The 22,765-nt window shown below is 47.6% G+C and carries 23 protein-coding genes; 11 read left to right on the forward strand and 12 right to left on the reverse strand.

The genetic code is table 11. From position 1 onward, the window contains the following. The first annotated feature begins 2 nt into the window (after nucleotides 1-2). From L21SP3_RS06795 to L21SP3_RS06835, 9 genes are all read left to right on the forward strand, one after another. Nucleotides 3-1,436: a UDP-N-acetylmuramoyl-L-alanyl-D-glutamate--2,6-diaminopimelate ligase gene (locus L21SP3_RS06795; protein WP_077540134.1), complete on the forward strand. Its 1,434-nt coding sequence runs from the start codon at nucleotides 3-5 to the stop codon at nucleotides 1,434-1,436. Further along, nucleotides 1,433-2,821, forward strand: a complete 1,389-nt coding sequence (locus L21SP3_RS06800; RefSeq protein WP_077540135.1) for a UDP-N-acetylmuramoyl-tripeptide--D-alanyl-D-alanine ligase — start codon at nucleotides 1,433-1,435, stop codon at nucleotides 2,819-2,821. The genes L21SP3_RS06795 and L21SP3_RS06800 overlap by 4 nt, the downstream gene beginning before the upstream one ends. A gap of 3 nt (nucleotides 2,822-2,824) precedes the next feature. Beyond that, on the forward strand, nucleotides 2,825-3,970 hold the full coding sequence (mraY, locus tag L21SP3_RS06805) for a phospho-N-acetylmuramoyl-pentapeptide-transferase (protein ID WP_077540136.1): 1,146 nt from the start codon (nucleotides 2,825-2,827) through the stop codon (nucleotides 3,968-3,970). 183 nt (nucleotides 3,971-4,153) lie between these two features. Beyond that, entirely contained in the window at nucleotides 4,154-5,326 is a 1,173-nt protein-coding gene (locus tag L21SP3_RS06810; protein ID WP_077540137.1) for a rhomboid family intramembrane serine protease, read from the forward strand. Nucleotides 5,327-5,340: 14 nt separating this feature from the next. Then, nucleotides 5,341-6,396 carry a [FeFe] hydrogenase H-cluster radical SAM maturase HydE gene (hydE, locus tag L21SP3_RS06815; protein ID WP_077540138.1) on the forward strand — a complete coding sequence of 352 codons (1,056 nt, stop codon included), beginning with the start codon at nucleotides 5,341-5,343 and terminating at the stop codon, nucleotides 6,394-6,396. After that, complete coding sequence (gene ribF, locus L21SP3_RS06820) at nucleotides 6,393-7,400, forward strand: riboflavin biosynthesis protein RibF (protein WP_161488130.1); 1,008 nt, start codon at nucleotides 6,393-6,395, stop codon at nucleotides 7,398-7,400. Before hydE ends, ribF begins: the two co-directional genes overlap by 4 nt. After that, complete coding sequence (locus L21SP3_RS06825) at nucleotides 7,393-8,025, forward strand: ABC transporter ATP-binding protein (protein WP_161488131.1); 633 nt, start codon at nucleotides 7,393-7,395, stop codon at nucleotides 8,023-8,025. Before ribF ends, L21SP3_RS06825 begins: the two co-directional genes overlap by 8 nt. Then, on the forward strand, nucleotides 8,022-8,825 hold the full coding sequence (locus L21SP3_RS06830) for an ABC transporter permease (protein ID WP_077540141.1): 804 nt from the start codon (nucleotides 8,022-8,024) through the stop codon (nucleotides 8,823-8,825). The genes L21SP3_RS06825 and L21SP3_RS06830 overlap by 4 nt, the downstream gene beginning before the upstream one ends. Further along, nucleotides 8,822-9,166, forward strand: coding sequence for a DNA polymerase ligase N-terminal domain-containing protein (locus L21SP3_RS06835; RefSeq protein ID WP_077540142.1), 345 nt, complete (start codon nucleotides 8,822-8,824; stop codon nucleotides 9,164-9,166). The genes L21SP3_RS06830 and L21SP3_RS06835 overlap by 4 nt, the downstream gene beginning before the upstream one ends. Here the strand turns inward: L21SP3_RS06835 and L21SP3_RS06840 are convergent. From L21SP3_RS06840 to L21SP3_RS12060, 5 genes are all read right to left on the reverse strand, one after another. Further along, nucleotides 9,155-9,712 carry a hypothetical protein gene (locus L21SP3_RS06840; protein ID WP_077540143.1) on the reverse strand — a complete coding sequence of 186 codons (558 nt, stop codon included), beginning with the start codon at nucleotides 9,710-9,712 and terminating at the stop codon, nucleotides 9,155-9,157. The genes L21SP3_RS06835 and L21SP3_RS06840 overlap by 12 nt on opposite strands. A 17-nt stretch (nucleotides 9,713-9,729) precedes the next feature. After that, nucleotides 9,730-10,332 (reverse strand): Maf family protein, encoded by a 603-nt coding sequence (locus tag L21SP3_RS06845; RefSeq protein WP_077540144.1) that lies wholly within the window; start codon nucleotides 10,330-10,332, stop codon nucleotides 9,730-9,732. A 4-nt stretch (nucleotides 10,333-10,336) separates the two neighbouring features. After that, nucleotides 10,337-11,245, reverse strand: coding sequence for an EamA family transporter (locus L21SP3_RS06850; protein ID WP_077540145.1), 909 nt, complete (start codon nucleotides 11,243-11,245; stop codon nucleotides 10,337-10,339). An 85-nt stretch (nucleotides 11,246-11,330) separates the two neighbouring features. Then, entirely contained in the window at nucleotides 11,331-12,680 is a 1,350-nt protein-coding gene (locus L21SP3_RS06855) for an alginate export family protein (RefSeq protein ID WP_077540146.1), read from the reverse strand. 54 nt (nucleotides 12,681-12,734) lie between these two features. Further along, nucleotides 12,735-12,908 (reverse strand): symporter small accessory protein, encoded by a 174-nt coding sequence (locus L21SP3_RS12060; RefSeq protein ID WP_162841539.1) that lies wholly within the window; start codon nucleotides 12,906-12,908, stop codon nucleotides 12,735-12,737. 374 nt (nucleotides 12,909-13,282) lie between these two features. Here L21SP3_RS12060 and L21SP3_RS06865 point away from each other — a divergent pair, with 374 nt between their 5' ends. Beyond that, the gene (locus tag L21SP3_RS06865; RefSeq protein WP_077540148.1) at nucleotides 13,283-14,425 is read left to right on the forward strand and encodes a ribonuclease D; all 1,143 of its coding nucleotides are present in this window, start codon (nucleotides 13,283-13,285) and stop codon (nucleotides 14,423-14,425) included. Between the two features lie 2 nt (nucleotides 14,426-14,427). Here L21SP3_RS06865 and ybeY read toward each other — a convergent pair whose 3' ends face one another. Both ybeY and L21SP3_RS06875 read right to left on the reverse strand, forming a co-directional pair. Continuing rightward, nucleotides 14,428-14,835, reverse strand: coding sequence for an rRNA maturation RNase YbeY (gene ybeY, locus L21SP3_RS06870; protein ID WP_161488132.1), 408 nt, complete (start codon nucleotides 14,833-14,835; stop codon nucleotides 14,428-14,430). Further along, nucleotides 14,819-16,393, reverse strand: a complete 1,575-nt coding sequence (locus L21SP3_RS06875; RefSeq protein ID WP_161488133.1) for an HD family phosphohydrolase — start codon at nucleotides 16,391-16,393, stop codon at nucleotides 14,819-14,821. The genes ybeY and L21SP3_RS06875 overlap by 17 nt, the downstream gene beginning before the upstream one ends. Nucleotides 16,394-16,707: 314 nt before the next feature. Between L21SP3_RS06875 and L21SP3_RS06880 the strand changes: the two genes are divergently transcribed. After that, the gene (locus L21SP3_RS06880; protein ID WP_161488134.1) at nucleotides 16,708-18,333 is read left to right on the forward strand and encodes a sulfatase; all 1,626 of its coding nucleotides are present in this window, start codon (nucleotides 16,708-16,710) and stop codon (nucleotides 18,331-18,333) included. A 2-nt stretch (nucleotides 18,334-18,335) separates the two neighbouring features. On the opposite strand, the gene L21SP3_RS06885 is transcribed toward L21SP3_RS06880, so the two are convergent. The 5 genes from L21SP3_RS06885 to groES form a co-directional block, all read right to left on the reverse strand. Beyond that, nucleotides 18,336-18,662, reverse strand: a complete 327-nt coding sequence (locus tag L21SP3_RS06885; RefSeq protein WP_077540152.1) for an FmdB family zinc ribbon protein — start codon at nucleotides 18,660-18,662, stop codon at nucleotides 18,336-18,338. Further along, entirely contained in the window at nucleotides 18,649-19,386 is a 738-nt protein-coding gene (grpE, locus tag L21SP3_RS06890) for a nucleotide exchange factor GrpE (protein ID WP_077540153.1), read from the reverse strand. Before grpE ends, L21SP3_RS06885 begins: the two co-directional genes overlap by 14 nt. After that, nucleotides 19,383-20,540 carry a molecular chaperone DnaJ gene (dnaJ, locus tag L21SP3_RS06895; RefSeq protein ID WP_077540154.1) on the reverse strand — a complete coding sequence of 386 codons (1,158 nt, stop codon included), beginning with the start codon at nucleotides 20,538-20,540 and terminating at the stop codon, nucleotides 19,383-19,385. The genes grpE and dnaJ overlap by 4 nt, the downstream gene beginning before the upstream one ends. A 221-nt stretch (nucleotides 20,541-20,761) precedes the next feature. Next, nucleotides 20,762-22,378 (reverse strand): chaperonin GroEL, encoded by a 1,617-nt coding sequence (groL, locus tag L21SP3_RS06900; RefSeq protein WP_077540155.1) that lies wholly within the window; start codon nucleotides 22,376-22,378, stop codon nucleotides 20,762-20,764. A 46-nt stretch (nucleotides 22,379-22,424) separates the two neighbouring features. Further along, nucleotides 22,425-22,712, reverse strand: a complete 288-nt coding sequence (gene groES, locus L21SP3_RS06905) for a co-chaperone GroES (RefSeq protein ID WP_077540156.1) — start codon at nucleotides 22,710-22,712, stop codon at nucleotides 22,425-22,427. Nucleotides 22,713-22,765 lie beyond the last annotated feature (53 nt).

Genomic DNA, 22,765 nt, shown 5'->3' on the forward strand with positions numbered 1-22,765 from the left:
AAATGGATTTATCGCCTGCATTAAAATATCTCAAATCAATCGCCAATCCGCGTGTAACCAGCGATTCCCGTGAGGTTCAAAGCGGCGATTTGTTTGCAGCAGTTAAGGGCGGTCTCGCAGACGGACATAACTTTATTCGGCAGGCCGAGCAGAACGGAGCAGGCTTTATTGTTTATCAAAACGGCAATTTCACGCCTGGAACGCCCTCTCTTAAAATAGAGAATTCCCGCAAGGCCCTTGGAATCCTCTCCAACTTTGCCTGCGGAAATCCATCGGATAAACTCTGCTGCCTCGCTGTTACCGGCACAAACGGGAAAACAACCACTGCCTCGCTTTCCAAACAGCTGCTGGAAAAGGCAGGAATAAAGACAGGACTGATTGGAACGGTATGGAACGATCTATGCGGCAGCGAGGGGAAAAGCCAGGCGTTTATGACTACCCCTCCTGCCGACTCTTTATCCAGAATGCTGCAAAAAACAGCAAAAAATGGGGGGAAAGCTGTTTGCATAGAGGCAAGCAGTCATGCCCTCGATCAGGAAAGGCTCGCTGGGGTGAAGATTGAAGCCGCTGCTTTTACCAACCTCTCCGGCGAACATTTAGACTACCACAAAACGCTGGAGAATTATTTCGCCGCAAAGAAAAAGCTTTTCCACCGCAAACCGCCGATTTCCACTGCTGTAATAAATCTGGACTCACCGGAAGGCAGGCAGCTTGCAGGGGAACTGGAGTGCAGAGTAATCGGATATTCGCTGAAAAACAGCAAAGAAGCAGCGATGAGAGCAAAAGAGGTGAGCTTTTCGCCGTCTTCTGCCCGCTTCAAGCTATGCTGGGACGGCAGGGAATTGCCAGTGCAAACCCGAATGACAGGCCGCTTCAATATCAGCAATCAGCTTGCTGCAGCAGGGCTTGCTTTGGCAGCAGGGCTGGATATCGAACAAATCGCTCAGGGTTTGAAAAAATGCGCCCCGCCAAAGGGCAGGCTCGAGAGAGTGCCGAATGAAAAAGGGCTGAACGTGTTTGTGGATTATGCCCATACCGACGATGCCCTTGAAAATGTGCTGAGAACCCTTCGGGGAGTAACCGAAGGAAGGCTGATTACGGTTTTCGGGTGCGGAGGGTGCAGAGATAAGGCCAAGAGGCCTCGTATGGCAGAGGTAAGCGAAAGGTATTCGGATGTCTCTATCATCACAAACGACAACCCCCGAACAGAAGACCCCGATAAAATACTCGATGAGATAAGCGAGGGATTTTCATCAAATGAAAACGTTTTAAGGCTGCCGGACAGAGAAAAGGCGATTGAGAAGGCTTTAAGCCTTGCCCGTCCTGAAGATGCCGTACTTATAGCGGGCAAGGGGCACGAAGAATATCAGGACTGCGCCGAAGGCAGGCGTGATTTCAGCGACACAAAAACAGCAAGAATGATTATGGAAAAATGATGTTTTCTTTTAGTGAGCTGGCAGATATAGTTGGAGATGAATCCTCGAGCGAAGTGGATAAAGCTGAGATTCACGGTTTCTGCATCGATTCTCGAAAAATCACTTCCGGCGACTGCTTCATAGCGATAAAAGGCGAACAATTCGATGCAAACCGCTTTGCTGAAGAGGCACTCAGCAAGGGAGCAGCAGGGGCAGTATTAGACAATCCCGAAATTGCCCGCATTTTGAGAGAAAAATATGATAACATTCTCCTTGCTCAAAACTCTGTAGAAGCTCTTGGTCAAATCGCCTCCGCCTGGCGGAAAAAGATAAACGCAAAGGTAATCGCTGTTACCGGCTCAGCAGGCAAAACCACAACCCGCGAGATGCTCAAGACGATCCTCTCGAAGTACCGCAGGACAAGCGGAGCGGGAAAAAGCTTCAACAACCAAATCGGCCTTCCAATAAGCATCCTCAACGCAAGAAAAGATGACGAATTTCTCGTTCTCGAGGCCGGCACTAACGCTGCCGGTGAAATAGAAAAGCTCTCAAAAATCGCAAGGCCTGATATCGCAGTTATCACCTGCGTTCTTCATGCACATATAGAAGGTTTCGGGTCTCTGGAAAACGTTGCTCAAGAGAAAGCCTCTATAATCAAAGGACTGAAACCGCAAGGCACATTAATCTGCAAAAATCAGAAGGAGCTTAAGGATGCCCTTACTGCAAGCTCGGTGAACATACAGTATTTCTTACTGAAAAGCCGCCCTGCCGGCGGAGAAAATGATATAGAAAGCTTTGAGATTAACAATGACAGCTCTAAAATAACAATCTGCGGAACGGAGTTCCAAATTCCGCTTCCGGGCAGAGGCAATCTCGAGAATTTTCTCGCCGCAAGGCTTGCAGCAATCCGCTGCGGACTAAGCGATGAACAGATAAAAGAAGCTTCCCGAGGATTAAAAACCGAAGGCGGAAGGCTCGAGATTATCCGCTGCGGACAGGCGGCAGTAATAAATGACTGCTACAATTCGAATCCGGGCTCGCTTGCAAATGCTGCTGAGGTTCTTGCCTCGCAGAACCAAGAGGTTAAGATTGCTGCTGCAGGCGATATGAAGGAGCTGGGAGAAAGCTCGGAGGAGTTTCATATTCAGGCGGGCAGAAAGCTCAGAGAGGCCGGCGCTGACAAGCTGTTTGCCTTTGGCGTTTTTGCAGGCAGTATCGTTGAGGGATTCGGAGCAGAGGCAGGGATGGCTTTTAATGATTACGAAGCTCTTGAGAGCTCTCTTTTGGAGGAGCTGAAAGGAAACGAAGCACTGCTAATAAAAGGCTCCCGTTCCATGCGGCTTGAAAGGCTTATAGAGCCTTTAATAAGCAGAATTGAAAATATAAACTCATATTCAAAGGGTTAAGATATGCTCTTCCATTTACTGAACCTTTTCAGAGAACAGCTCGAATCATTAGGCTTCTACGCCTATCAGGAAGTAACATTCCGGGGTCTGCTTGCAATGATAACCAGCTTCCTTGTAACATTCATCTTCGGCAAGCGTATAATCAAATGGCTGCTTTCGATGAAGATAAAGGACGTGCCGGATTTCAACACTAAGGCTCTCAATGAGTGTATGAAGAACAAACGCAACACTCCCACGATGGGCGGCATAATCATTTTGCTCTCAATCTTCGCAGGCACGCTTCTCTGGGCAAGGCTGGACAATCCCTTTGTCCGCAAGGCGATGTTTATTATGATATGGTTCGGCCTTCTTGGCGGCGTTGACGACTGGCTCAAGCTCAAGCAGAAGGGCAAAACACGAGACGGCCTTCTCACGCACGAAAAGGCAATATTTCAGATAGCCGGCGCGCTTCTTGTATCGCTGTTTGTATATTTTGATCTGGAAAACATCCCCGATGCCCCGATGCTGTGGCTGCCGTTCTACAAGCAGGGAATACACCTTCCTGTATGGCTTTTCGTTATCCTCGCATTCTGCTACATAACAGCAACGAGCAACGCAGTGAACCTAACAGACGGTATGGACGGGCTCGCTGCCGGATGCACGGCGGTTGTAGCAGCCTCGCTGGCGTTTTTGTGTTTTGTAGCAAGCGAGAAGATGGGCAGAGGCAGTGATATGTACTGGGCGAAGTATCTCCTGCTTCCGCATATACCGCAGGCGGGAGAGCTTTCGGTTTTTTTCGCCTCAATGTTCGGAGCGATTCTCGGCTTCCTCTGGTACAACTGCAGTCCTGCGATGGTATTTATGGGCGATACCGGCTCGCTCCCGCTCGGAGCGGCTGTAGGATACGGCGCACTCGTAACCCGAAATGAAGTTCTGCTTCTGATAATCGGCGGAGTATTTATGATGGAGCTCTTCAGCGTGATGCTGCAAGTGGGATACTTTAAATACACCAAACACAAGTTCGGCAAGGGAAGGCGTGTATTCGAATGCGCCCCACTGCACCACCATTTCAACCTCAAGGGCTGGAAAGAAGAGCAGGTGGTTGTTCGATTCTGGCTGATTGGGGCAATCTGCGCCGCTATCGCTATGCTGACACTGAAAATCAGATAATCCGCTGCCGCTGTTAAGCTGCTCAATGAGGGTTTGAAGGCTTCTTTATAAGATGCAGAACCCTTCGTAAAACCAGGCAGGCTGAGCCCTGACTGAAACTAAGCTTTGCGCAGAAATCACTTGTAACAGGTGGCTCGGGTAATAGAATGTTTCCTCTAAACTCGATTTTAAAAGAAGCAGAAAATGTTTATACCTATTAAAACAGATGTAAGAATAACAAAGCCGCCGCTGATGAACTATTTCCTCATTGCGGTTTGCATTGCTGTATTTCTGGCTACATACTCGCCGGTGGAGGTGAAGTATGGGTATAAAACGTTTGTCGAACCGCTCAAGCCCTGGGCGGATACCTTCGTGCTTCACTCAGACCAGCCTAAGGTTTGGCAGTTTATCACTTATGCCTTCCTGCATTCGAATATAGTTCATATAGCGGGGAATATGTTTTTCCTGTTTCTCTTCGGGAACAAAATAAACTACCGGCTCGGACACATCGGCTATCTTTGCTTTTTTATATCCGGTGCGATATTCGCTGCAGTTGGATATTCTTACCTGCACGAAACTGCTATGCTCGGAGCGAGCGGGGCTGTAGCTGCGGTTACCGGCGCGTACCTTATCCTGTACCCCCGGAGCAATATTACGCTTATGGGGTGGCTGTTTTTCTACACTTTCCCAATACCTGCATTCTGGTTTATACTTGTGAAGATGGTTCTGATTGACAATGTAATACCGGCAAATTACGTCAATTCGAAAGTAGCCTATGATGCGCATCTTTCCGGATATGCCTTTGGGGTAGTGGTTACAGGTTTTATGCTTATTACAAGACTGCTCAAGAGCGAGGGTATAGATTTTCATTATATGATAAAGCGGTGGAAAAGAGGCAGAGCCCTGAGAGATTCTCTTCAGTATGAAATGAAGGCAGCCAAAAGTATCCGGCCTGAAGGACAAAGCAGTAAATACTCCTCAGAAAGCTATAAATTGCTTAACGACAGTGAACAGCAGATTTGCAGGCTGGCAGCTGAAGGAAAAATAAAAGATGCAGCAGACAGTTATGTAAGCCTGCTGAATAATGAGCATAAAAGCGTTCTTCCGGAAAATGAGCAGCTGGATATAGCAAACAATCTGATGGGCAGGGGGAAGGCGGAGCAGGCCGAAAAGGCGTATAAGATTTTTAAGGCAAACTATCCGAACTACGAATACATAGAACATATTGAGCTTATGTTGGGCCTGCTTTATTCCAGATACCTGAACGAACCGGAAAATGCTGTAAAACAGCTTGAAAGGGCTTGTAAAAAACTCAGCGATCCGGAGCAGAAGAAGATGTGCAGCAATGAACTCAAAAAGGCTAAGAAAAAGCTTTAGCCAAAAGGCATAAAATGGAAAAAATAAACCGTTTAATAGAAAAAATAAAATCAGAACCCCCGCAGACAGAAGATCTCGCCTTTCTTCTGGCAGTGGAAGATAAAACTGAAATGCAGAAAATATTCGACTCTGCCGACCAAGTGCGGCGGGAGTATTGCGGAGACGGAATCCTCGTACGCGGGATAATTGAATACACAAATTACTGCCGAAACAGGTGCCTTTACTGCGGGCTGAATAAAAACAACGAATCTATAGAGCGTTATCGGCTTGGAAAAAATGAGATACTCGAATCTGCGGAGATTATTCACAAATGCGGCGTAAAAACCGCAGTTCTTCAGGGCGGGGAAGACCCAGAGATAAGCCCTGATTTTATTGCTGAAATTGTAAGCGAGATAAAGACGAGATTCGGACTCGCTGTAACACTCTCCTCAGGCGAATGGGAAAGAGAAGTTTACAAGCTCTGGAAGGATGCCGGCGCAGACAGGTATCTTTTGAAGATTGAAACTACGGACAAAAAGCTATATGAAAAGTATCATCCTGAGATGAGCTTTAAAAACAGGCTCAGATGCCTTGAAGACCTTATAGACCTCGGCTATCAGGCCGGCAGCGGAAGCCTCGTTGGCCTGAAAGGCCAAACCCCTGAGATACTCGCAAAAGACATCCTCTTCTTTAATCGATACGGATTTGATATGCTCGGAATGGGGCTTTTCATCCCGCACAAACAAACCGAGCTTAGGTCAGAAAAGATCGGCAGCCTTGATATGACGCTCAAAATGCTCGCCCTTACCCGAATAGTTACGAAAAATACGCACCTGCCCGCAACCACGGCTACCGCAAGCTTCTCAGACCGCGACCGAAGGCTCGATGCCCTCAGGGCCGGGGCGAATGTGATAATGCCGAACTTCACGCCCGGGGACGTAAAAAAGCTCTACGAGATATACCCGGGCAAAAAATGCCTTACAGAGGAAGGCGTCAGTCCTGTAGATACAGTAAGGCAGCTTGCAGATAAGACCGGAAGATTTGTGGATCTCTCTTACGGACATACACTGAAATGGGAGTATCAGCAATGAAAGTGTTTAAGGTTGATGAAAGCTTTCAGTCCAAAGCCAAAAGCATTCTCACAATAGGAAATTTCGACGGCATCCACAGAGGCCACAGGCATATAATAAATAAATGTTTTGAAGCGGCAGAAGAATTAGATGCAGAGAAAATTACCGCGGTAACATTCGAGCCGCATCCTGTTTACCTTCTCAAACCCGATAAAGCTCCGAAGATAATTACCCCGCTAGAGATGAAGGCGAACCTTCTGGAAAAGGCTGGGGTTGATGAGCTCGCTGTTATTACAGACAGCACTCGGCTTTTAAATATGGCACCGGAAGAATTTGCCAAGGATTTTCTTACCGGCAGATTCAATCCTGCAGCTATAGTAGAGGGGTGCGATTTTCGCTTCGGATACTCAAGGAGCGGCGATATAGACACGCTGAAGGAGTTAGGGAAAGTTCACGGCTTCAGGGCCTGCTGCGAAGAGCTTGCCGAGTTAGAATTCTCGGTAGGCAGGCGAAGGGTTTCAAGCTCTTTGATACGTGGATTTATCGAACAGGGGCTTGCAGAGGATGCTATGAAAGCTCTATGGCGTCCTTATAGGCTCATAGGCGAAGTTGTACCGGGGCGCGGGATTGGCCGCCAGATTGGTTTCCCAACAGCGAATATCAATCCGACTATGCAGATACGCCCTTCGGACGGAGTTTATACAGGATTTGTGCAGATAGGGGAAAGCCGTGAGGAGGTTTGCAGGATAGACAGGCAAAAGCTTCAGCCTTCAGTTTACAGCATCGGGCGGGCAAGAACCTTTGAACAAGGTAACCCCATCCTGACAGAAGCGCACCTTCTGCAAAGCAGCAGGGAGCTTGAGGAAGGCCTTGAAGGAAGATGGATGGCTATGGACTTTATCGCAAAGCTGCGTGAGCAGAGGGTGTTCCCGAATAAGGATAAGCTCGCAGAGCAGATAGATGCAGACTGCCGCAGAGCAGAAAAAATCCTCTCTGAAGATAAAAAAAGCTTATACAATGATTGAGCTGAAAAATATAACAGCAAAAAACGCTGATGCACTGATCCTCGATAATGTGAGCTTCTCTTTTAAGCAAGGCAGACGATATGTGATTTCCGGAGCGTCCGGTTCGGGAAAGACATCGCTTCTGATGGCAATCGCAGGCATTCTTCCGGCATTTGAAGGCCAGATTCTCTTTGAAGGCGAAAAGATTGATCATTTCTCTATAGGCAAACTGAGAAGAAAGATAGGATTTGTATCTCAGGAACCCGAGCTCGGCAGCACTGCGGCCATTGAAGCCGTGCTAAAGCCTTTCGAATTCAAGGCGAATAAACATAAAATGCCTCCGAGGGAGAAAGTGGAGCAGCTTGCTGAAAAACTCGCTCTGGATAAATCAATCCTGCAAAAGAAAAACAAATTCATCTCAGGCGGGGAGAAGCAGCGGTTAGCTCTAATAAGGGCGATTCTTCTTGAGAAAGACGTTCTTCTTCTGGATGAACCAACATCAGCCTTAGACCCCGAGAGCAAGGAAAGACTGCTCAAGCTCCTTGGCGAGAATGAATATACTGTGCTTTCTGTAAGCCACGACCCAGACTGGATCGGCTTCTGCCATGAAAAGCTTACAATGAAGGAAGGCAGGCTGCTGATATGAACAGTCAAACGATAGAGATTGGAATCTGGAAGCTTATTTTTATGTATGCCCTGCTGATCCCGTCGCTTGCGATAATAATCCGCTATAAGCTCGGTCTTACCAAGAGAGCTGTGATTGCGATATTTCGGATGACAGGCCAGCTTCTTCTGGTAGGGATTTTCCTGAAGTATATCTTCCTTTTCAATAATTTTCTGCTGAATACGGCATGGCTTATGGTTATGCTCGTTGCGGCAAATCTGAGCGTTACATCAAACGCAGGTCTGAGAAAGAAATATTTTTTTCTTCCCGTTCTCGCAGGAATCGCCATTTCCACGATAATTGTAGCCTCGTTTCTGATTATTCTGGTAATACGTCCCGAGCCGTTCTACGATGCGAGATATTTCATCCCGCTTACCGGTATGATTCTCGGCAACTCAATGCGCGGCAATGTGCTTGTGCTTGAGCGGTTCTACACGAAGATGGAAGAAAGCCGAAAGCTCTATTCAAGTTATCTGCTTATGGGAGCCACCCGCAGCGAAGCGATGAGGCCTTTTATGACCGAAGCCCTGAGAGCCTCGCTTATACCCACACTCACAGTAATTGCTACGGTTGGCATTGTTTCTCTTCCGGGCGTTATGACAGGCCAGATTCTCGGGGGCTCTATGCCCATGACTGCAATTAAGTATCAGATTGCGATAATGATTGCGATATTCATTACTATGACCTTTACCGGCTATCTGAACCTGAAACTTACCACGCTTACAACCTTTGACAAGTTCGACAATCTCAAGCCCGATGTATTGAAAGAGCCTGAGAAATGAGATTTGTACTTATAGAACATAAATGCCCGTACACCAATGACCATTTCGATCTTATGCTCGAAAGGGAAAACCATCTGGAAACGTACCGTGTTGAGGAGCTTTCAGATTTAACGCGAACAGCCAGAATGATCGTTAAAATCAAAGACCACGACAAAAAATTCCTCACATACGAAGGGCCGGTGAACAAGGGCAAGGGTTATGCACGAAGAGCAGACCAGGGGGAATACATCACGCTGGAAGGGGAAAAATTAAAATTCACAGGCAGGATATTGAGCGGGATTTTCCGAATAAGCTCTGCTGAAGGTGAAAACTACCTGCTTGAGCCGGTTTCAAAAGCCTAAATTGCTTACGTCGTGATTGTTTATACTGTCTATATCCACGTTCACAATCTTCCACTCACCGCCCTGCTTTTCCAGATTGGCCTTCCCTTCCACTATCACCACTCCCGCATAAGAGGAGTATTCGCTCTGCGGGTCGAATTTGCAGAAGGCAGTCGCCGAGAAGCTGCCTTTGGAATTGTCGTGTGATATCTCAACTCCGCGCAGGTTCAAATCCTTTAGAAAAGGGCTTTTGAAAAACCTCTCAAACACTGAAATCAGCCCCTGATATGTGCCGTTTCTTGAATCTCTGTAGTCTTTTGAAACCGTGGATTTCAGAAGCTCAACATCTCGGGTTACCACAGCCTCTTTCGTATTACTGATTACAGCCTTTATAGCCTCTCTGTCCGTCTCAACGGCAAAATCAACGATAAATGCCGAGGCAAGAACAGCAGCGGGAATCAAAAGCTGATACCAAGCCTTCTTCTCAGGCATAAACATCCTGAAAAGCGAAACCGCAACAAAAACAGCCGCTGAAACAATTATCAGTATCCAAGGCGATTCATACATAATAAAAACTCCTTATTCTAATTCTCCTGAAGCTCGGGTGTAATACCGAATTCCTTGAGCATTTCGCTTGTTAGCTCCATCGGCAGACCTACAACATTCGTAAAGCTGCCTTCAATCTTCTCGATATATTCCTCGGTGTGCGGGTCCTGAACGCCGTAGCCGCCAGACCTGCCGCGCCATTTGCCTGTACTTATATGATGGCTGATCTGTTCCTGAGTAAGCTTGGCGGGGTAGATTCTTGTAATCGCTGTGCGAACGCTCTTCCTCCCGCCTGACCTGAGCACAACAGCAACTGATGTTATAACGTTGTGCGGACTGCTGAAAAGCGTTCTGATAATTCTCTCAGCATCCCTGCCATCCTCGGGTTTTTCGAAGATCTCCCCTTCCAGCTCTACAATGCAGTCTGAACCGAGCACGGGGATATCCGGATAATCCTCTGCCACAGCCTCAGCCTTGGCCCCTGCAAGCTTTTCGGTGTAGCCCGCGGGGGTTAGGCCGGCGGATTTGAAGCCCTCTTCGTCCACGCCGGAAGGCACAATATCGAAAATGTATCCAGCCTCCTCAAGCAGTTCTCTGCGTCTCGGGGAGGCGGAGGCGAGTATGAATTTCTGCGAGTTCATATCGTTATCCCTGTGAACCGAATAATATTAACATCACGCCGGCAACAACGCCAATCAGCGCGTATGCCTTTTTGCCTTTGTTCACTTCCTTAAATATAACCGCTCCTATGGTAAATACAAACAAAACGCTTGCTCTTCTGAGAGCCGCAAGGATAGTAAGCAGTGAGCCCTCAATGCTCAGCGAGGTGAAGTATGCAAAGTCTGCGAGGATAAGAAATACCCCGATCAGCACTATGCTGATGCTCCAGCGGAAAGGCGTGGTCTGTTTGCGCGAGGGATACCAGAGGAAAATGTTCATCAGCCCGAATATCAGCACCATATAAAAAGTAAACCAGAGCTGAACGGCTATCGGGGCATACCCCGCCCGAGAGATGAGAAACTTATCATACAGACCGCTGCATATGCCCAGCCCCATTGCTATGAGAGTGAAAATAATCCAGCGGTTTTTCTCGAAATGTATCCCTTCGAGCCTTCCCAAAACAGAGAAGCAGTAGAAAGATACTATGATGATAATCACACCGGAGAGCTGAATAAGATTTGGCGATTCACCGAATATCAGCACAGCCCCTATCAGCACCCAGAAAGGCGAGGTTGCCCTTATCGGGGCAACGATAGATATAGGCAGATGCTTGAGGGCATAGTATCCGAAAACCCAGCTTCCCGCCACAATAAAAGATTTCGCGCCTATGATAAGATGGCTCTTTAGGCTCAGCGGGGCCACGTAAAAGATGGTGTCCTCAAGAATCCCGGGGGCAGCTCTTGAGATAAACAGAAACGGAAGCACCGCAGCCAGCCCTGAGAGGGTAGATAGAAACAGCACCGGCAGAACAGCGTTGTTCTGCAGCGAATGCTTTTTGCTCAGGTCGTAGAGGCCGAGAAAAAGCGAGCTTAATATTCCAAGCGTTATCCACATAAAAATAAGGTTCCGAAAAACAACTAAAAAAGCCTGCTATGCTCAAGCACAACAGGCTGCGTTAGTCTTATATTTTACTCTCTTTTTAGAATGAGTAAACCACTTCCGCCCTCAAAAAGAGAGATTCGTTCCGAAAGTCATCTGAGTAATAATTGCCCGGAATGAAATATTCTGCGTTGAGTCTTGTGGAGAAATGCTTCGAAATTCTGTGCCTCAAAACGCTTGTTAAGAGCTGTCCTCTGAATACGTCGCTGTCGCCGCCGTAAGGTGCGCCTTGCCTGTCCTGAGCTGCCCATAGCAGATGGAAGGCGTTTGTCCATTTCGTTTTCTCGGTAGGATCGAATTTATGGGTAAGCCCAACTCTGTGAAGGTTGGTATGGTCTGCAAGCGAGCCTTCAAGGGCCTGAGTGTACACGTACATCTCAGAGTATCTCGGCCACTCACCCCAGAGCGGGTCGAAGCCTTCGTTGTCGTCTGTGGAAGGATTATCGCCTGAAAGATATTCGTATTCGAGCGTGAGCATATTGTTCATTTCGTCGTTGAACGAGTAGCAGAGGCTGTTCAGCGTTCCGAAGGCATTGAGGTCTTGCGGTTCTGAGCTGGAATCGATCGCCTTCTCGCCCGTCTGAACTGCTGCTTCGAGGCGGTAGCTCATATTTTCACTAATCCCGCCGTTGAGAGCTCCGCCGAAGGTGTAGATCTCGGATTCCCTGCTCCAGTCCGGATTGTATCTCGGAGCGATTTCCGCCACATCATCTTCCTTGAGCATAAAGTATGCTTCCCAGCTGAAGGCCTCTTGCGATTTGTCTGTGTAGTACATTATTACGCCCTGTTCATCGTGCTGCGTTAGCCGGCGGTCTGCCTGCTCGCCGAAAGGCTCAAGCGTCTTTGATGCATCTGCGTAGTTCTGCGTGTACACAAGGTCCAGCGTTCTGCCTTCCTCCATATCCACTGTGAACCTTGCTGCATCAAAAAAGATCGTCCTTGAACCGTCAAGAGGCGTGCCGTCTAAAACGAGCCACTTGCTCAGGATAATATCCTGACGACCTACTACTGCCGTTACGGGCATATCAAGGAAATTGCCCAGCTTCACATTCAAGCGGTCTATAATCACCTCATCAAAATCAACGGAATTCTCCTTAGGATCGTCGTAGCAGTACATCTCCTGAACCAGCCTGAAATCAACGCCAATCTCATCGGTGAACTGATGTTTTGCCCCGAGGCGGGCACGGATCCTGTCGTAATTCTGATGACCGTCTTTGGCGGAGTTGTTCAGAAACCACTCTTCCCCGTAAACCCTGCGGTATCGGAAATCGCCGTAGATCTCCATACCTTCTACAGGATTCTTGAGCGTTTCCAAGAGTGAATTTTCGGCTTTTGCCGGAAACTTCGGTAGAAATGCGCACAACACAAGCAGTAAAACTAACCTTTTCATAACTTTCCTCTCAATTGCTATTAAATGACAGTTATTAGATGAATTTTAAAAACGCTAAAATTCTTTTTCTACATCCTTCTCTTTGTCTGCCCACTTAACATCTTCGATGTCAACCTTTTCGCTGCCCTTGTTCCAGTTCAAGAGCCCGTAAACCACACACAGAACGGCACTGGCTATACAGAGTATATACCCGGTGAATACAAACCCGCTTTCAATACCCATATACATAACAAAAACCTTTCAATAAAGAGTAATGCGTAACTGCATAAAGAAACATTCTAATCGATTAAATTTCATTGTGAAGGAAAAATTTAGACAAATTGCAAAAAAGAATAAAAAAAATCATAGCTGCCTCAAACCCTTCTCTCCAAAGTAAATCTTGCAAACATCGAGATAACAACAAGCTCAGGAAGCAAGAAAATTATGATAAAAACAGCGTATTAGGAAATCCTGCACAATTATCTTCTCGACAGCCAATCCAGCACACAAACTTAATTTTTAAGGCTGGTCCGGCTTCTTGGCGAAATCTTTTTATTTCCAGCCAGAAAAGCAATTAGAAGTCGGGATTGACTTGTTTAGCAATTGCTGGTAATATTCAGTTTATGAACACAATTTCTTATAAATACATAGACACGCAAATCCAGCTTGACAAACTTGAAAAGGGTATTGCCGAATCAAGCTTCGCAGCTTTAGATATAGAAGGAAATTCGATGCACTCTTACTATGAAAGGGTGTGTCTTATGCAGATAAGTATAGAAAACGGCAGCTTTATTGTTGACACGTTAAAGGATATTGATTTTTCCGGCTTTACTAAAACACTCGAACAAAAGCTTTTAATCCTTCACGGCGGCGACTACGACCTGCGTATGCTTGATAAAGATTTTGGATTCAAGCCGAAGTTTAAAATTTTTGATACTCAGCAGGCCGCCTCCCTAGCAGGAATCCAAAAGACAAGCCTTTCGGAGCTGCTCAAAGAGTTTCTCGGATTATCACATCCCAAAGACCAGCAGCTTTCGGACTGGACAAAAAGACCGCTCACAGAAAAACAGCTTTCCTATGCAGCTGCAGATACGGCCTACCTCAAACCGCTTGCCGATAAGCTCACAGAGCTTCTTGATAGTATGGGAAGAAGCGAATGGGTGAGCCAGTCTATGAAAGACAGGGCAAAAAATACGCCGAAATACAAAGTTAAAAGCTCCCGCGAAAAGTGGAGGGTAAAAGGGTACTCCGCTCTCGAACCGGCGGGGCTGAGATTTCTAAGGGAAATATGGGAATTGCGCGAAGATATTGCCGCTAAAATAGACCTGCCTCCGTTCAAGGTAATGAGAAGCTCATCGATGATTGAGCTGTCTAAAAAACTTGCCGAGAAGCCTTCTTACAGCCTTGCAAAAAGCAAATTCCTGCCGAAAACATGCAAAGGCGAGTTTTACGGTGTGCTGAAGAAGCGAATAGAACACGCAAGAAAGCTTCCCGAAAGCAGATGGCCGGAGAGGTTTGTAAAAAGAGGAAAACCGCCTTCACACGACAAGGCTCTCACAAAAAAACTAAGGTCTTTTGTTCTTCAGGCTGCGGAAGAAAGAGGCATAGACCCGTCCATTCTGGTAAACAAGGCAGGTATTGAGGAAATTTCCCGAAGAAAACCTCAGACCGAAGCCGAGCTTAGAGAAGTGCTGCAGCTGAACGACTGGCAGTTTGATATTTTAGAAGCGAAATTTATAAGCATTATCCAGAGCCACACAAGCTGAAGCTAACCCTTCGGCTCAAACTTTCTCTCGCCGAAGATGCGGCCGACTCCGAATTCCTCGAGTATATCGTCTTCTTCCTTGTGCATCTTATGGAAAGCCTCTTCGGTAGTATCGTCAAATCCAAGGTTATGCAGAAGGCCGTGAAGCAAGTACAGCATCAGCTCATCTTCTGCTGAGTGGGGCATGTCTTCAGCGGTTCTTGCGGCCATCTGATAATTTACGATAATCTCGAAATTAACCTCTCCGCCTTCCGGCTCTGTGAGGTCAAAGCTTATTACATCGGTGGTCTTATCGTCTGCCATAAAGAGCCTGTGCACCTCGCTGACAGCCTCGTCGCCCACGACCGCAATGCTTATAAATGCATCTTCAAGCTCGAGTCTCTCGCATGCAAACTCAGTCAGATTTCTCAATCGCCTCTCGCAGAGGCTGAGTTTTGTGAGTTGAATGTTTATTTCCGTTTCCACCATTACCGTTTTCAGCTTTCTGTTCGCCGTTATTTTCTTCCGGATACTTAACTCTGCCGTGATAATGCGCCGTAAGGCTCTTAACAAGCGCCTTCTCTATTTTGCTCAGCTCTTTAATCGTTATTTCGCAGTCGTTAAACTGCCCGTCCCTCAGGCGGGACATCAGAATATTATGAACCACAGCCGAGATCTTTGAAGGCGTGGGTTCGGAGAGGGCTCTTGTAGCTCCTTCTGTCCCGTCGCAGAGCATCAGGATAGCCGCCTCTCTGGTGCTGGGTTTTGGCCCTGGATACCTGAAATCATCTTCAGATACGTTCTGCTCGCCCCTCTGCTTTTTCGCCTCTTCGTAAAAATATTTAATAATTGTGGTGCCGTGATGGGTTTCTATAAACTGCCTTATCGTCGGGGGGAGGTTATACTCCTTTGCAATCTCAATCCCGTCTTTTACATGCCCTACAATCACAAGCTGGCTCATAGCAGGGGTGATTGTGTCGTGCTTGTTTGCCTGACCCATTTGATTTTCAACAAAATACTTTGGCTTATTTGTTTTGCCGATATCGTGGTAATACGCCCCAACCCTGCAAAGAAGTCCGTTTGCGCCGATAGCTTCGGCAGCATTTTCGGCAAGCGAACCGAGCAGGAGGCTGTGGCTGTATGTTCCGGGGGCCTCCATGGCAAGCTTCTTGAGAAGTGGCTGGTTTGCATCGGAATAGTCCAGCAGAGTCATACTCGTAACGACGCCAAAAACCTTCTCTATTACAGGAAGAATCCCCTGAATTATCACGCCTACGAAAAACGTTGATAAAGCGGCCGTACCGGCCTTTTGAACCACTTGCAGCCCCTCAAGCCCGTTGATAACTCCCATGGAAACCGATACCGCCATTACGCATATCGCAGCAAACATACTTACCTGTATGAGCTTCCAGCGGTTGCGTATTTCCTTCATTGTAAAACAGCAGGCAAATATGCCGGCAACCATCGTTAAAAACAGCTCCACAGCCTCCTGCCCGGGCAAAACAAAGGAGGCCATAAGTGCATAAAAAAGGGATATGGTGAGTGAATACCGCTGGGAGTAGGTGATTGTTAGAATCATAGCTGAGACTACACCTGTACCCGTTGTAAGGTAAACCCATTCCTCCGAACCTGAGCCTGTTTTTGCGATAACAAGAAGAAGCAGAAGGAGGCCTGTTAACGCAAGGAGCCTTGCCCGTTTGCGGACAATTCGAGGCCGGTATAGGTATGTATAAACGCCCATGCCGGCTGTGATAAGCATCATCAAAGCGAAATAAGCCAGAAATTCCCCCAATCCGACTGTTTTCACAACCGAACCTTCCAGACTGAACGAGAGAACCGCACTGCATAGAAGAGCAAATATAACAGCAGTGATAACAGCTGCCATATAGCCCTGCTTTACAAACTCGTTGTATCTCGATGCCCGCTCAGCAGCCCTGGTGTTGCGAACCTGCTTTCTTCTGGCATTAATTTTTTTTCTAAATATTTTCATAATCAAGCTCTCAGGCCAAAACAGCATTTTAAAACTAAAGGCGGGATGTTCAAGCTTAATCCCAAAATCGAAAATCAGCAGTCGCTGCCTGCCCAGTTTACCGCCGTTGGGATAACGCCCTTGTTGTCTCCCGTGCAGCTGTAATTGAATCTTCAAATTATTGAATAAAAGAGAGTACTTAGCCAAGTGAGCAGCTCTAAAAAAGTACGGACTCGGATTAAAGTCTTTTTACCTTTTCCCTAAAAAATTAGAAAAAAAAACACGCTTAAAAACATACTTAGATGAAAACATACTTTAATCAGAGGATTATAACCATGCAAAGAAGAACTTTTTTAAAAAGTGCTGCAGGGGTTTGCGCCTCAGCATGGCTGAGCACGCTATGGTCTTCCAGCGTTTCAGCTGCTGAGAAACAAAAGCCGAACGTTTTGCTGATTGTCTGCGACGACCTCAACGACTATGTTCAGGGGATGGGAGGCCATCCGCAGGCGAAAACGCCCAACATAGAGAAGCTCGCTGAATCGGGTACTCTCTTCAAACGGGCATACAGCAGCAATCCGGTATGCGCTCCTTCCAGGGCAAGCTTCCTCACCGGGATATACCCGCAAACATCAAAGAATCTGTTCTTCGATAAATGGTTCAGGAATCCGGTGCTGAAAAATTCCAAGAGCTTGATGAAATACTTCAGCGAAAACGGCTACAAAACTGCCGGCTCGGGCAAGCTTATGCACCACTGCCGGCCGAATGAGTGGAACGAGCACAAATACCATCCCGATTATGGGCCGTTCGTTTTCGACGGGGAAAACCGAATCGCTCACCCGTCTGTGCCCGAGCCATACAGCGAGATTGGAGCTGTTGACGGGTCTTACGCACCGCTTAGCGATAACCCGTTTCCAAACGATGAATCCGGAAAGAAAGGCTGGATTTACGGCTACCCTTGGGGCGAAAACAAAAAGATGGAATACAAAGACCCTGACCACAGAGACCCCACACCTGATGAGAAAAATGCAGACTGGGCTGCGGGGAAGATAAAAGAGTTTGAAAACTCGCAAGACAGCCGCCCGTTTATGCTGGGCGTTGGGTTTGTAAGGCCGCATACTCCGTTTCACGTTCCGAAGAAATACTTCGATATGTTTCCCGCGGAGGATGTGAAGGTGCCGATGATAAAGCTTGGCGATAAAGAAGACACCCACTACCTCGACGTTTACGACGAGAAACAGAAAGGCCCGAGATATTTCAAAACGCTTGGAGAATCCTATTCAAGCATTGAAGAGGGGCTCAGGCACTTCACGCAGGGATATCTTGCGAGCATAGCAGCAGTTGACGACTGCATCGGCAAAGTTTTAGATAGCCTGAACAGCAGCTCATTCAAGGATAACACGATCGTTGTTTTAACCAGCGACCACGGCTGGAATATGGGCGAGAAGGATTATCTGTTCAAAAATTCGCTCTGGGAGGAAAGCACTCGCGTTCCGCTGATAGTGCGGGCTCCCGGGCTTACCAAACCGGGCACGAAGGCAGAGCATCCTGTTTCGCTGATCGATATTTACCCAACGCTTAAAGACCTCTGCGGGCTGAAGGGCGATACGAGGAAGAATTCCAAAGGCGCAAAGCTCGACGGCTTCAGCATGAGGCCGTTTCTGGAGAACCCGAAGAGTATGGAGTGGGAAGGGCCTGATGCAGCGATTTCAATGATCTATGCAGGCGGGGAAACCGGCACCGACCCTATGAAGCAGAACTGGTCTGTGCGCACACTAAATCACCGCTATATTGTGTATCGAAACGGCGATGAAGAGCTATACGACCACAGCAGCGACCCATACGAATGGCACAACCTTGCGAAAAAGCCCGGCAGCGATTCGGTTTTGAATTCGATGCGAAGAAAGCTCGCCTCTATGCTCGGAGACGTGCCTGAGGGTTTGAAAAAAGCAAAGCGGGGGTAGAATCAGGCGGATTTTGTTTCCGCAGGTTTGCCATCTTGGGGTTTTGATTCGGAGCTGGGAGATTTCTCGCTTTTGGCGGCATCCTTCCCGCTCTTTTTCTCTGATTTTGCCTCGCTGGCCTTTTTCTCGCCTGCCTTATAGCTTTCGGAGCGGTAATCGGTTTCATAGAAGCCTGAGCCCTTGAAGATTGCGCCGGCTCCGGTGCCGATAAGCCTTTTGAGCTTCATCTTTCCGCATTCGGGACATTTTCTAAGGGGCGAGGCGGTTATCTGCTGAAACTTCTCAAACTCATACCCGCATTCACTGCACTTGTAGTCATACGTCGGCATCGTTTTTATCCTCCTGAGTTTGTTCAGAATTTTCACCCTTCTCAGCATTTTGCTCAGAGGCATCCGGGGCGGCTTCGGCCTGCTGTGATTTATTCTCACTCTCAGGCTGCTGGCTTTGCTCTGCATTTTTCTGCTTTTGAAGCTTATTCACTGCCACCATTGCCGGACGGACAACCTTATCCTTAATGCGGTAGCCTTTCTGGATTTCCTCCAGAACGACCCCGTCGTCCTTGTCTTCAAGGCTCTGATTCACAACTGCCCTGTGTACAGACGGGTCGAACTGCTCGCCCTTGGCAGCAATCTGCTCGAGCCCCTGAGTTTTCAGTATCTCAAGCAGGTTCGAATACACCATCTGCACGCCTTCTACAACGCCTTCTACATTCTCGCTGTTTTCAGAATGCTTTATTGCATGCTCAAAATTATCCAGCCCGGGCAGAAGCGCCTTGATAAAAGACTCCACCTTGTAGTTTACCTCGTCCTGAATCATCTTCGGAACGCGTTTTTGATAATTGGCATAGTCTGCTCTGAGCCTCTGGAACTTCTCTTCAAGCTCATTATACTCCTTCTGGAGCTGCTCAATTTTTTCTTTTTTGCTAAGCTTTTTCTGTTCCTTAGCGTTTTTCTCGCTGCCCAAATCGGCCTTTTTCTCTTCGGGCTTTGAGTTTATGTCCTGAGCTTTGCTGTGCTCATGATTTTGAGTGTTTTTGTTTTTTTCTTCAGTCATTTTTTATTCCCGAAATAATCTTTCAATTTTTTGAAAAAATTATCCCTCTCAGGAGAAACGTGCTTATCTTCCGTTTCTGCGAAATCCTTAAGCAGCTGCTCCTGTTTTGGTTTGAGTTTCTTGGGTATCTCCACAGTTACCCGGACAAGCTCATCGCCTTTTCTTGAGCTTCTCAGATCAGGCATTCCCTGCCCCTTTATCCTGAACACATCACCATACTGCGTTCCGGCAGGTATTGTAAGCTGTTTTCTGCCTTCAAGGCTTGGGACATCAATCTTTGCCCCGAGAGCCGCCTGAGTAAAGCTTACTGGAACTACAGCTATCAAATCGTTCCGGTCTCTAACGAGGAACGGATGCTTTTTTATATCAACATAGCAGTAAAGATCGCCGTTCGGGCCTCCGTTTACGCCCGGCTCGCCCTCACCGGCCACTCTAACCGCCTGTCCTTCATGTATTCCAGCAGGGATCTTAACGGTAACCTTTCTCTTGACCGGCATCCTTCCGCTGCCCTTGCATTTTGTGCATGGGTTGGATATTACTTTGCCAGTGCCTTTACAGCTTGGGCAGGTAGAGATTGTCTGGAAAAAACCGCCCATTCGTGTAGTGCTAACCTGTCCGCTTCCGCCGCAGGTTGGGCAGGTTTTGGGATTCGTCCCCGGTTCGCATCCGCTGCCATCACACTTATCGCACTTATCCTGACGGGTAAAGTCTATAGTTCTTTTGCTCTCTTTAGCTGCCTCTTCCAGCGTAAGCTCAACGCTTGTCTCAAGATCGAGACCTTTGCGCGGTGCGTTCGGGTTTGCTCTTCGCCCGAAACCTCCGCCAAAGCCGCTGCTGAAGCCGCCGCCGAATATATCGCCGAATATATCGCCGAAGTTCGAGAATATATCATCAACGTTCATATTCGAATAATCATGAACGCCTGAACCTCTCAGGCCTTCATGTCCGAACTGATCGTATTTCTTGCGTTTCTCGGGGTTGCTGAGAACCTCGTATGCCTCAGCGCACTCCTTGAATTTCTCCTCAGCCTCTTTATCCCCCTTATTCTTATCGGGGTGATACTTAACTGCGAGCTTTCTGTAAGCCTTTTTTATTTCATCTGCGCTTGCATCTTTGCTTACGCCCAGTATTTCGTAGTAATCTCTTTTTGTCATAACTTCTGCCCGTTTTTAATTCGCAGCCCGACTCAAGGGCCGAGCTCAAGCTGTCATTTCCGCCTCGCCTGTTTACATAAGAAACCCGCTGGCCTTGGCAAGACCTGAGACACGGGCAACTCCGAACAACTCGGAAGAGCTGCGTTTAAGAAAAAACCGCAGGGCAAAACTCAAATAAACTCCGAGCTAAAGGCCCTGCGGTCTGGCTGATTCAATATCTTTTAGTGAACAGAGCCCGGAATATCGGCTTCATCTTCCTTCTGCTCGTAATCGGTAATCATAACGTTCGTTGTAAGCATAAGGCCTGCGACAGACGCTGCATTCTGAAGGGCAATTCGAGACACCTTCGCAGGGTCTATAATACCCGCCTGAATCATATCAACAAATTCACCTGTTGCAGCATTGTAGCCTTTGCTGCCCGTCATCTCGAGGATCTGCTCTGCAACAACATCGCCGTCGCCGCCGCCGTTTTTCACGATTTGAATCGCAGGGGCTTTCAGGGCGTTTGTCATTATATCAAAACCGAGCTTCTCATCGCCGCGAACTTTGTTTCTCGCTTCGCTAAGGCCTTTAATTGCACGGAGGAATATCACTCCGCCGCCGGCAACGATTCCTTCCTCGCTCGCTGCCCTTGTAGCACAGAGAGCATCGTCGAGAAGGTCTTTGCGTTCTTTCATTTCCACTTCCGTAGCAGCGCCGGCCTTGATTACCGCTACACCGCCGGTAAGTTTGGCAAGGCGTTCCTGAAGCTTTTCCTGATCATAGCTGCTGGTTGATTTTTCCAGTATAGCCCTGATCTGCTCGCAGCGCGCCTTGATATCTTTCTTCTTTCCTTCGCCTTCAATTATAGTTGTAGTTTCCTTGCCCACAACTACTTTCCTTGCCTTCCCGAGCTGAGAAAGCTCCACAGACTCAAGCTTCACGCCGAGGTCTTCTGTGATAACCTCTCCGCCAGTAAGCACTGCAATATCCTCGAGCATTGCCTTTCGGCGGTCTCCAAAGCCCGGAGCCTTTACAGCTGCAATCTTGAGAACGCCCTGCAGGCGGTTTATTACAAGAGCCGTAAGAGCCTCGCCTTCAATGTTCTCAGAGATGATAAGCAATGGCTTGCCGGACTGAGAAACCTTTTCCAGAAGCGGAACGATCTCTTTTACGTTAGTAATCTTCTTCTCATAGAGAAGGATGTAGGCATCTTCGAGCTGGGCTTCGAGAGATTCGGTGTTGGTCATAAAGTATGGAGAAAGGTAACCTCGGTCGAACTGCATACCTTCGACAACGCTAACCTCTGTCTGCATTGCCTTGCCTTCTTCCACCTCGATAACGCCTTCTTTGCCAACCTTGTCCATAGCATCAGCGATCATCTCGCCTACCTGTTTGTTGTTGTTGGCGCTGATAGATGCCACCTTGGCTATGTCTTCGTGTCCGCGTACCTTTTTGGAGCTTTGCTGAATAAACTCAACAGCCGCCTCAGCAGCCTTGTTTATCCCGCGCTGAACTGCCACAGGATTCGCTCCTGCAGTTACGTGCCTGAGGCCTTCTGAAAAGATAGCCTCAGCGAGCACTGTAGCTGTTGTAGTGCCGTCACCAACATTGTCGCTGGTTTTATTGGCCACCTGATTAACCATCTTGGTGCCCATATTTTTGAACGGGTCTTCAAGCTCGATCTCCTTGCTCACAGAAACGCCGTCTTTTGTTACCTTCGGGGCCCCGAAGCTTTTAGAAAGGAGCACGTTTTTTCCGGTAGGCCCCATTGTTACCTTCACTGCAGATGCAAGGGTTTGAAGCCCTTCGAGCAGCTGCTTTCTCGCATCTGTATCGTACATCATTTGTTTTGCCATTTTATATCCTCCGGCCGACTAAGGCCATTAAGTCAGTGTCAATGAATTACTCAATTACGCCCAGAATATCGGTTTCGTGCATAATCTTATACTCTTTGCCGTCAACCTTGAAATCGGTACCGGCGAAGCGGCCGAACGCCACAAGATCACCAACTTTAACGCTCATCTCGGCATTTTCGCCGTTTTTGAGCGTTTTACCCTCGCCTACGGCAGTAATCTTGCCCATGAGGGGTTTTTCTTTTGCTGTATCCGGGAGAATAATCCCGCCCTGTGTTACTTCTTCAGCCTCTGAAGGCTCAATCACTACTCTATCACTGAGAGGTTTTATTTTCATTTTTTTATCTCCTGTATAATAATTGGCAGACAGTTAGTATTATCAAAATTTCC

The sequence above is a fragment of the Sedimentisphaera cyanobacteriorum genome (assembly GCF_001997385.1).
Lineage (GTDB): Bacteria > Planctomycetota > Phycisphaerae > Sedimentisphaerales > Sedimentisphaeraceae > Sedimentisphaera > Sedimentisphaera cyanobacteriorum.

Coding starts and splice junctions, on each gene's coding strand:
- L21SP3_RS06795 (WP_077540134.1), top strand. CDS start 3: ATGGATTTATCGCCTGCATTAAAATATCTCAAATCAATCGCCAATCCG.
- L21SP3_RS06800 (WP_077540135.1), top strand. CDS start 1,433: ATGATGTTTTCTTTTAGTGAGCTGGCAGATATAGTTGGAGATGAATCC.
- mraY (WP_077540136.1), top strand. CDS start 2,825: ATGCTCTTCCATTTACTGAACCTTTTCAGAGAACAGCTCGAATCATTA.
- L21SP3_RS06810 (WP_077540137.1), top strand. CDS start 4,154: ATGTTTATACCTATTAAAACAGATGTAAGAATAACAAAGCCGCCGCTG.
- hydE (WP_077540138.1), top strand. CDS start 5,341: ATGGAAAAAATAAACCGTTTAATAGAAAAAATAAAATCAGAACCCCCG.
- ribF (WP_161488130.1), top strand. CDS start 6,393: ATGAAAGTGTTTAAGGTTGATGAAAGCTTTCAGTCCAAAGCCAAAAGC.
- L21SP3_RS06825 (WP_161488131.1), top strand. CDS start 7,393: ATGATTGAGCTGAAAAATATAACAGCAAAAAACGCTGATGCACTGATC.
- L21SP3_RS06830 (WP_077540141.1), top strand. CDS start 8,022: ATGAACAGTCAAACGATAGAGATTGGAATCTGGAAGCTTATTTTTATG.
- L21SP3_RS06835 (WP_077540142.1), top strand. CDS start 8,822: ATGAGATTTGTACTTATAGAACATAAATGCCCGTACACCAATGACCAT.
- L21SP3_RS06840 (WP_077540143.1), bottom strand. CDS start 9,712: ATGTATGAATCGCCTTGGATACTGATAATTGTTTCAGCGGCTGTTTTT.
- L21SP3_RS06845 (WP_077540144.1), bottom strand. CDS start 10,332: ATGAACTCGCAGAAATTCATACTCGCCTCCGCCTCCCCGAGACGCAGA.
- L21SP3_RS06850 (WP_077540145.1), bottom strand. CDS start 11,245: ATGTGGATAACGCTTGGAATATTAAGCTCGCTTTTTCTCGGCCTCTAC.
- L21SP3_RS06855 (WP_077540146.1), bottom strand. CDS start 12,680: ATGAAAAGGTTAGTTTTACTGCTTGTGTTGTGCGCATTTCTACCGAAG.
- L21SP3_RS12060 (WP_162841539.1), bottom strand. CDS start 12,908: ATGTATATGGGTATTGAAAGCGGGTTTGTATTCACCGGGTATATACTC.
- L21SP3_RS06865 (WP_077540148.1), top strand. CDS start 13,283: ATGAACACAATTTCTTATAAATACATAGACACGCAAATCCAGCTTGAC.
- L21SP3_RS06875 (WP_161488133.1), bottom strand. CDS start 16,393: ATGAAAATATTTAGAAAAAAAATTAATGCCAGAAGAAAGCAGGTTCGC.
- L21SP3_RS06880 (WP_161488134.1), top strand. CDS start 16,708: ATGCAAAGAAGAACTTTTTTAAAAAGTGCTGCAGGGGTTTGCGCCTCA.
- L21SP3_RS06885 (WP_077540152.1), bottom strand. CDS start 18,662: ATGCCGACGTATGACTACAAGTGCAGTGAATGCGGGTATGAGTTTGAG.
- grpE (WP_077540153.1), bottom strand. CDS start 19,386: ATGACTGAAGAAAAAAACAAAAACACTCAAAATCATGAGCACAGCAAA.
- dnaJ (WP_077540154.1), bottom strand. CDS start 20,540: ATGACAAAAAGAGATTACTACGAAATACTGGGCGTAAGCAAAGATGCA.
- groL (WP_077540155.1), bottom strand. CDS start 22,378: ATGGCAAAACAAATGATGTACGATACAGATGCGAGAAAGCAGCTGCTC.
- groES (WP_077540156.1), bottom strand. CDS start 22,712: ATGAAAATAAAACCTCTCAGTGATAGAGTAGTGATTGAGCCTTCAGAG.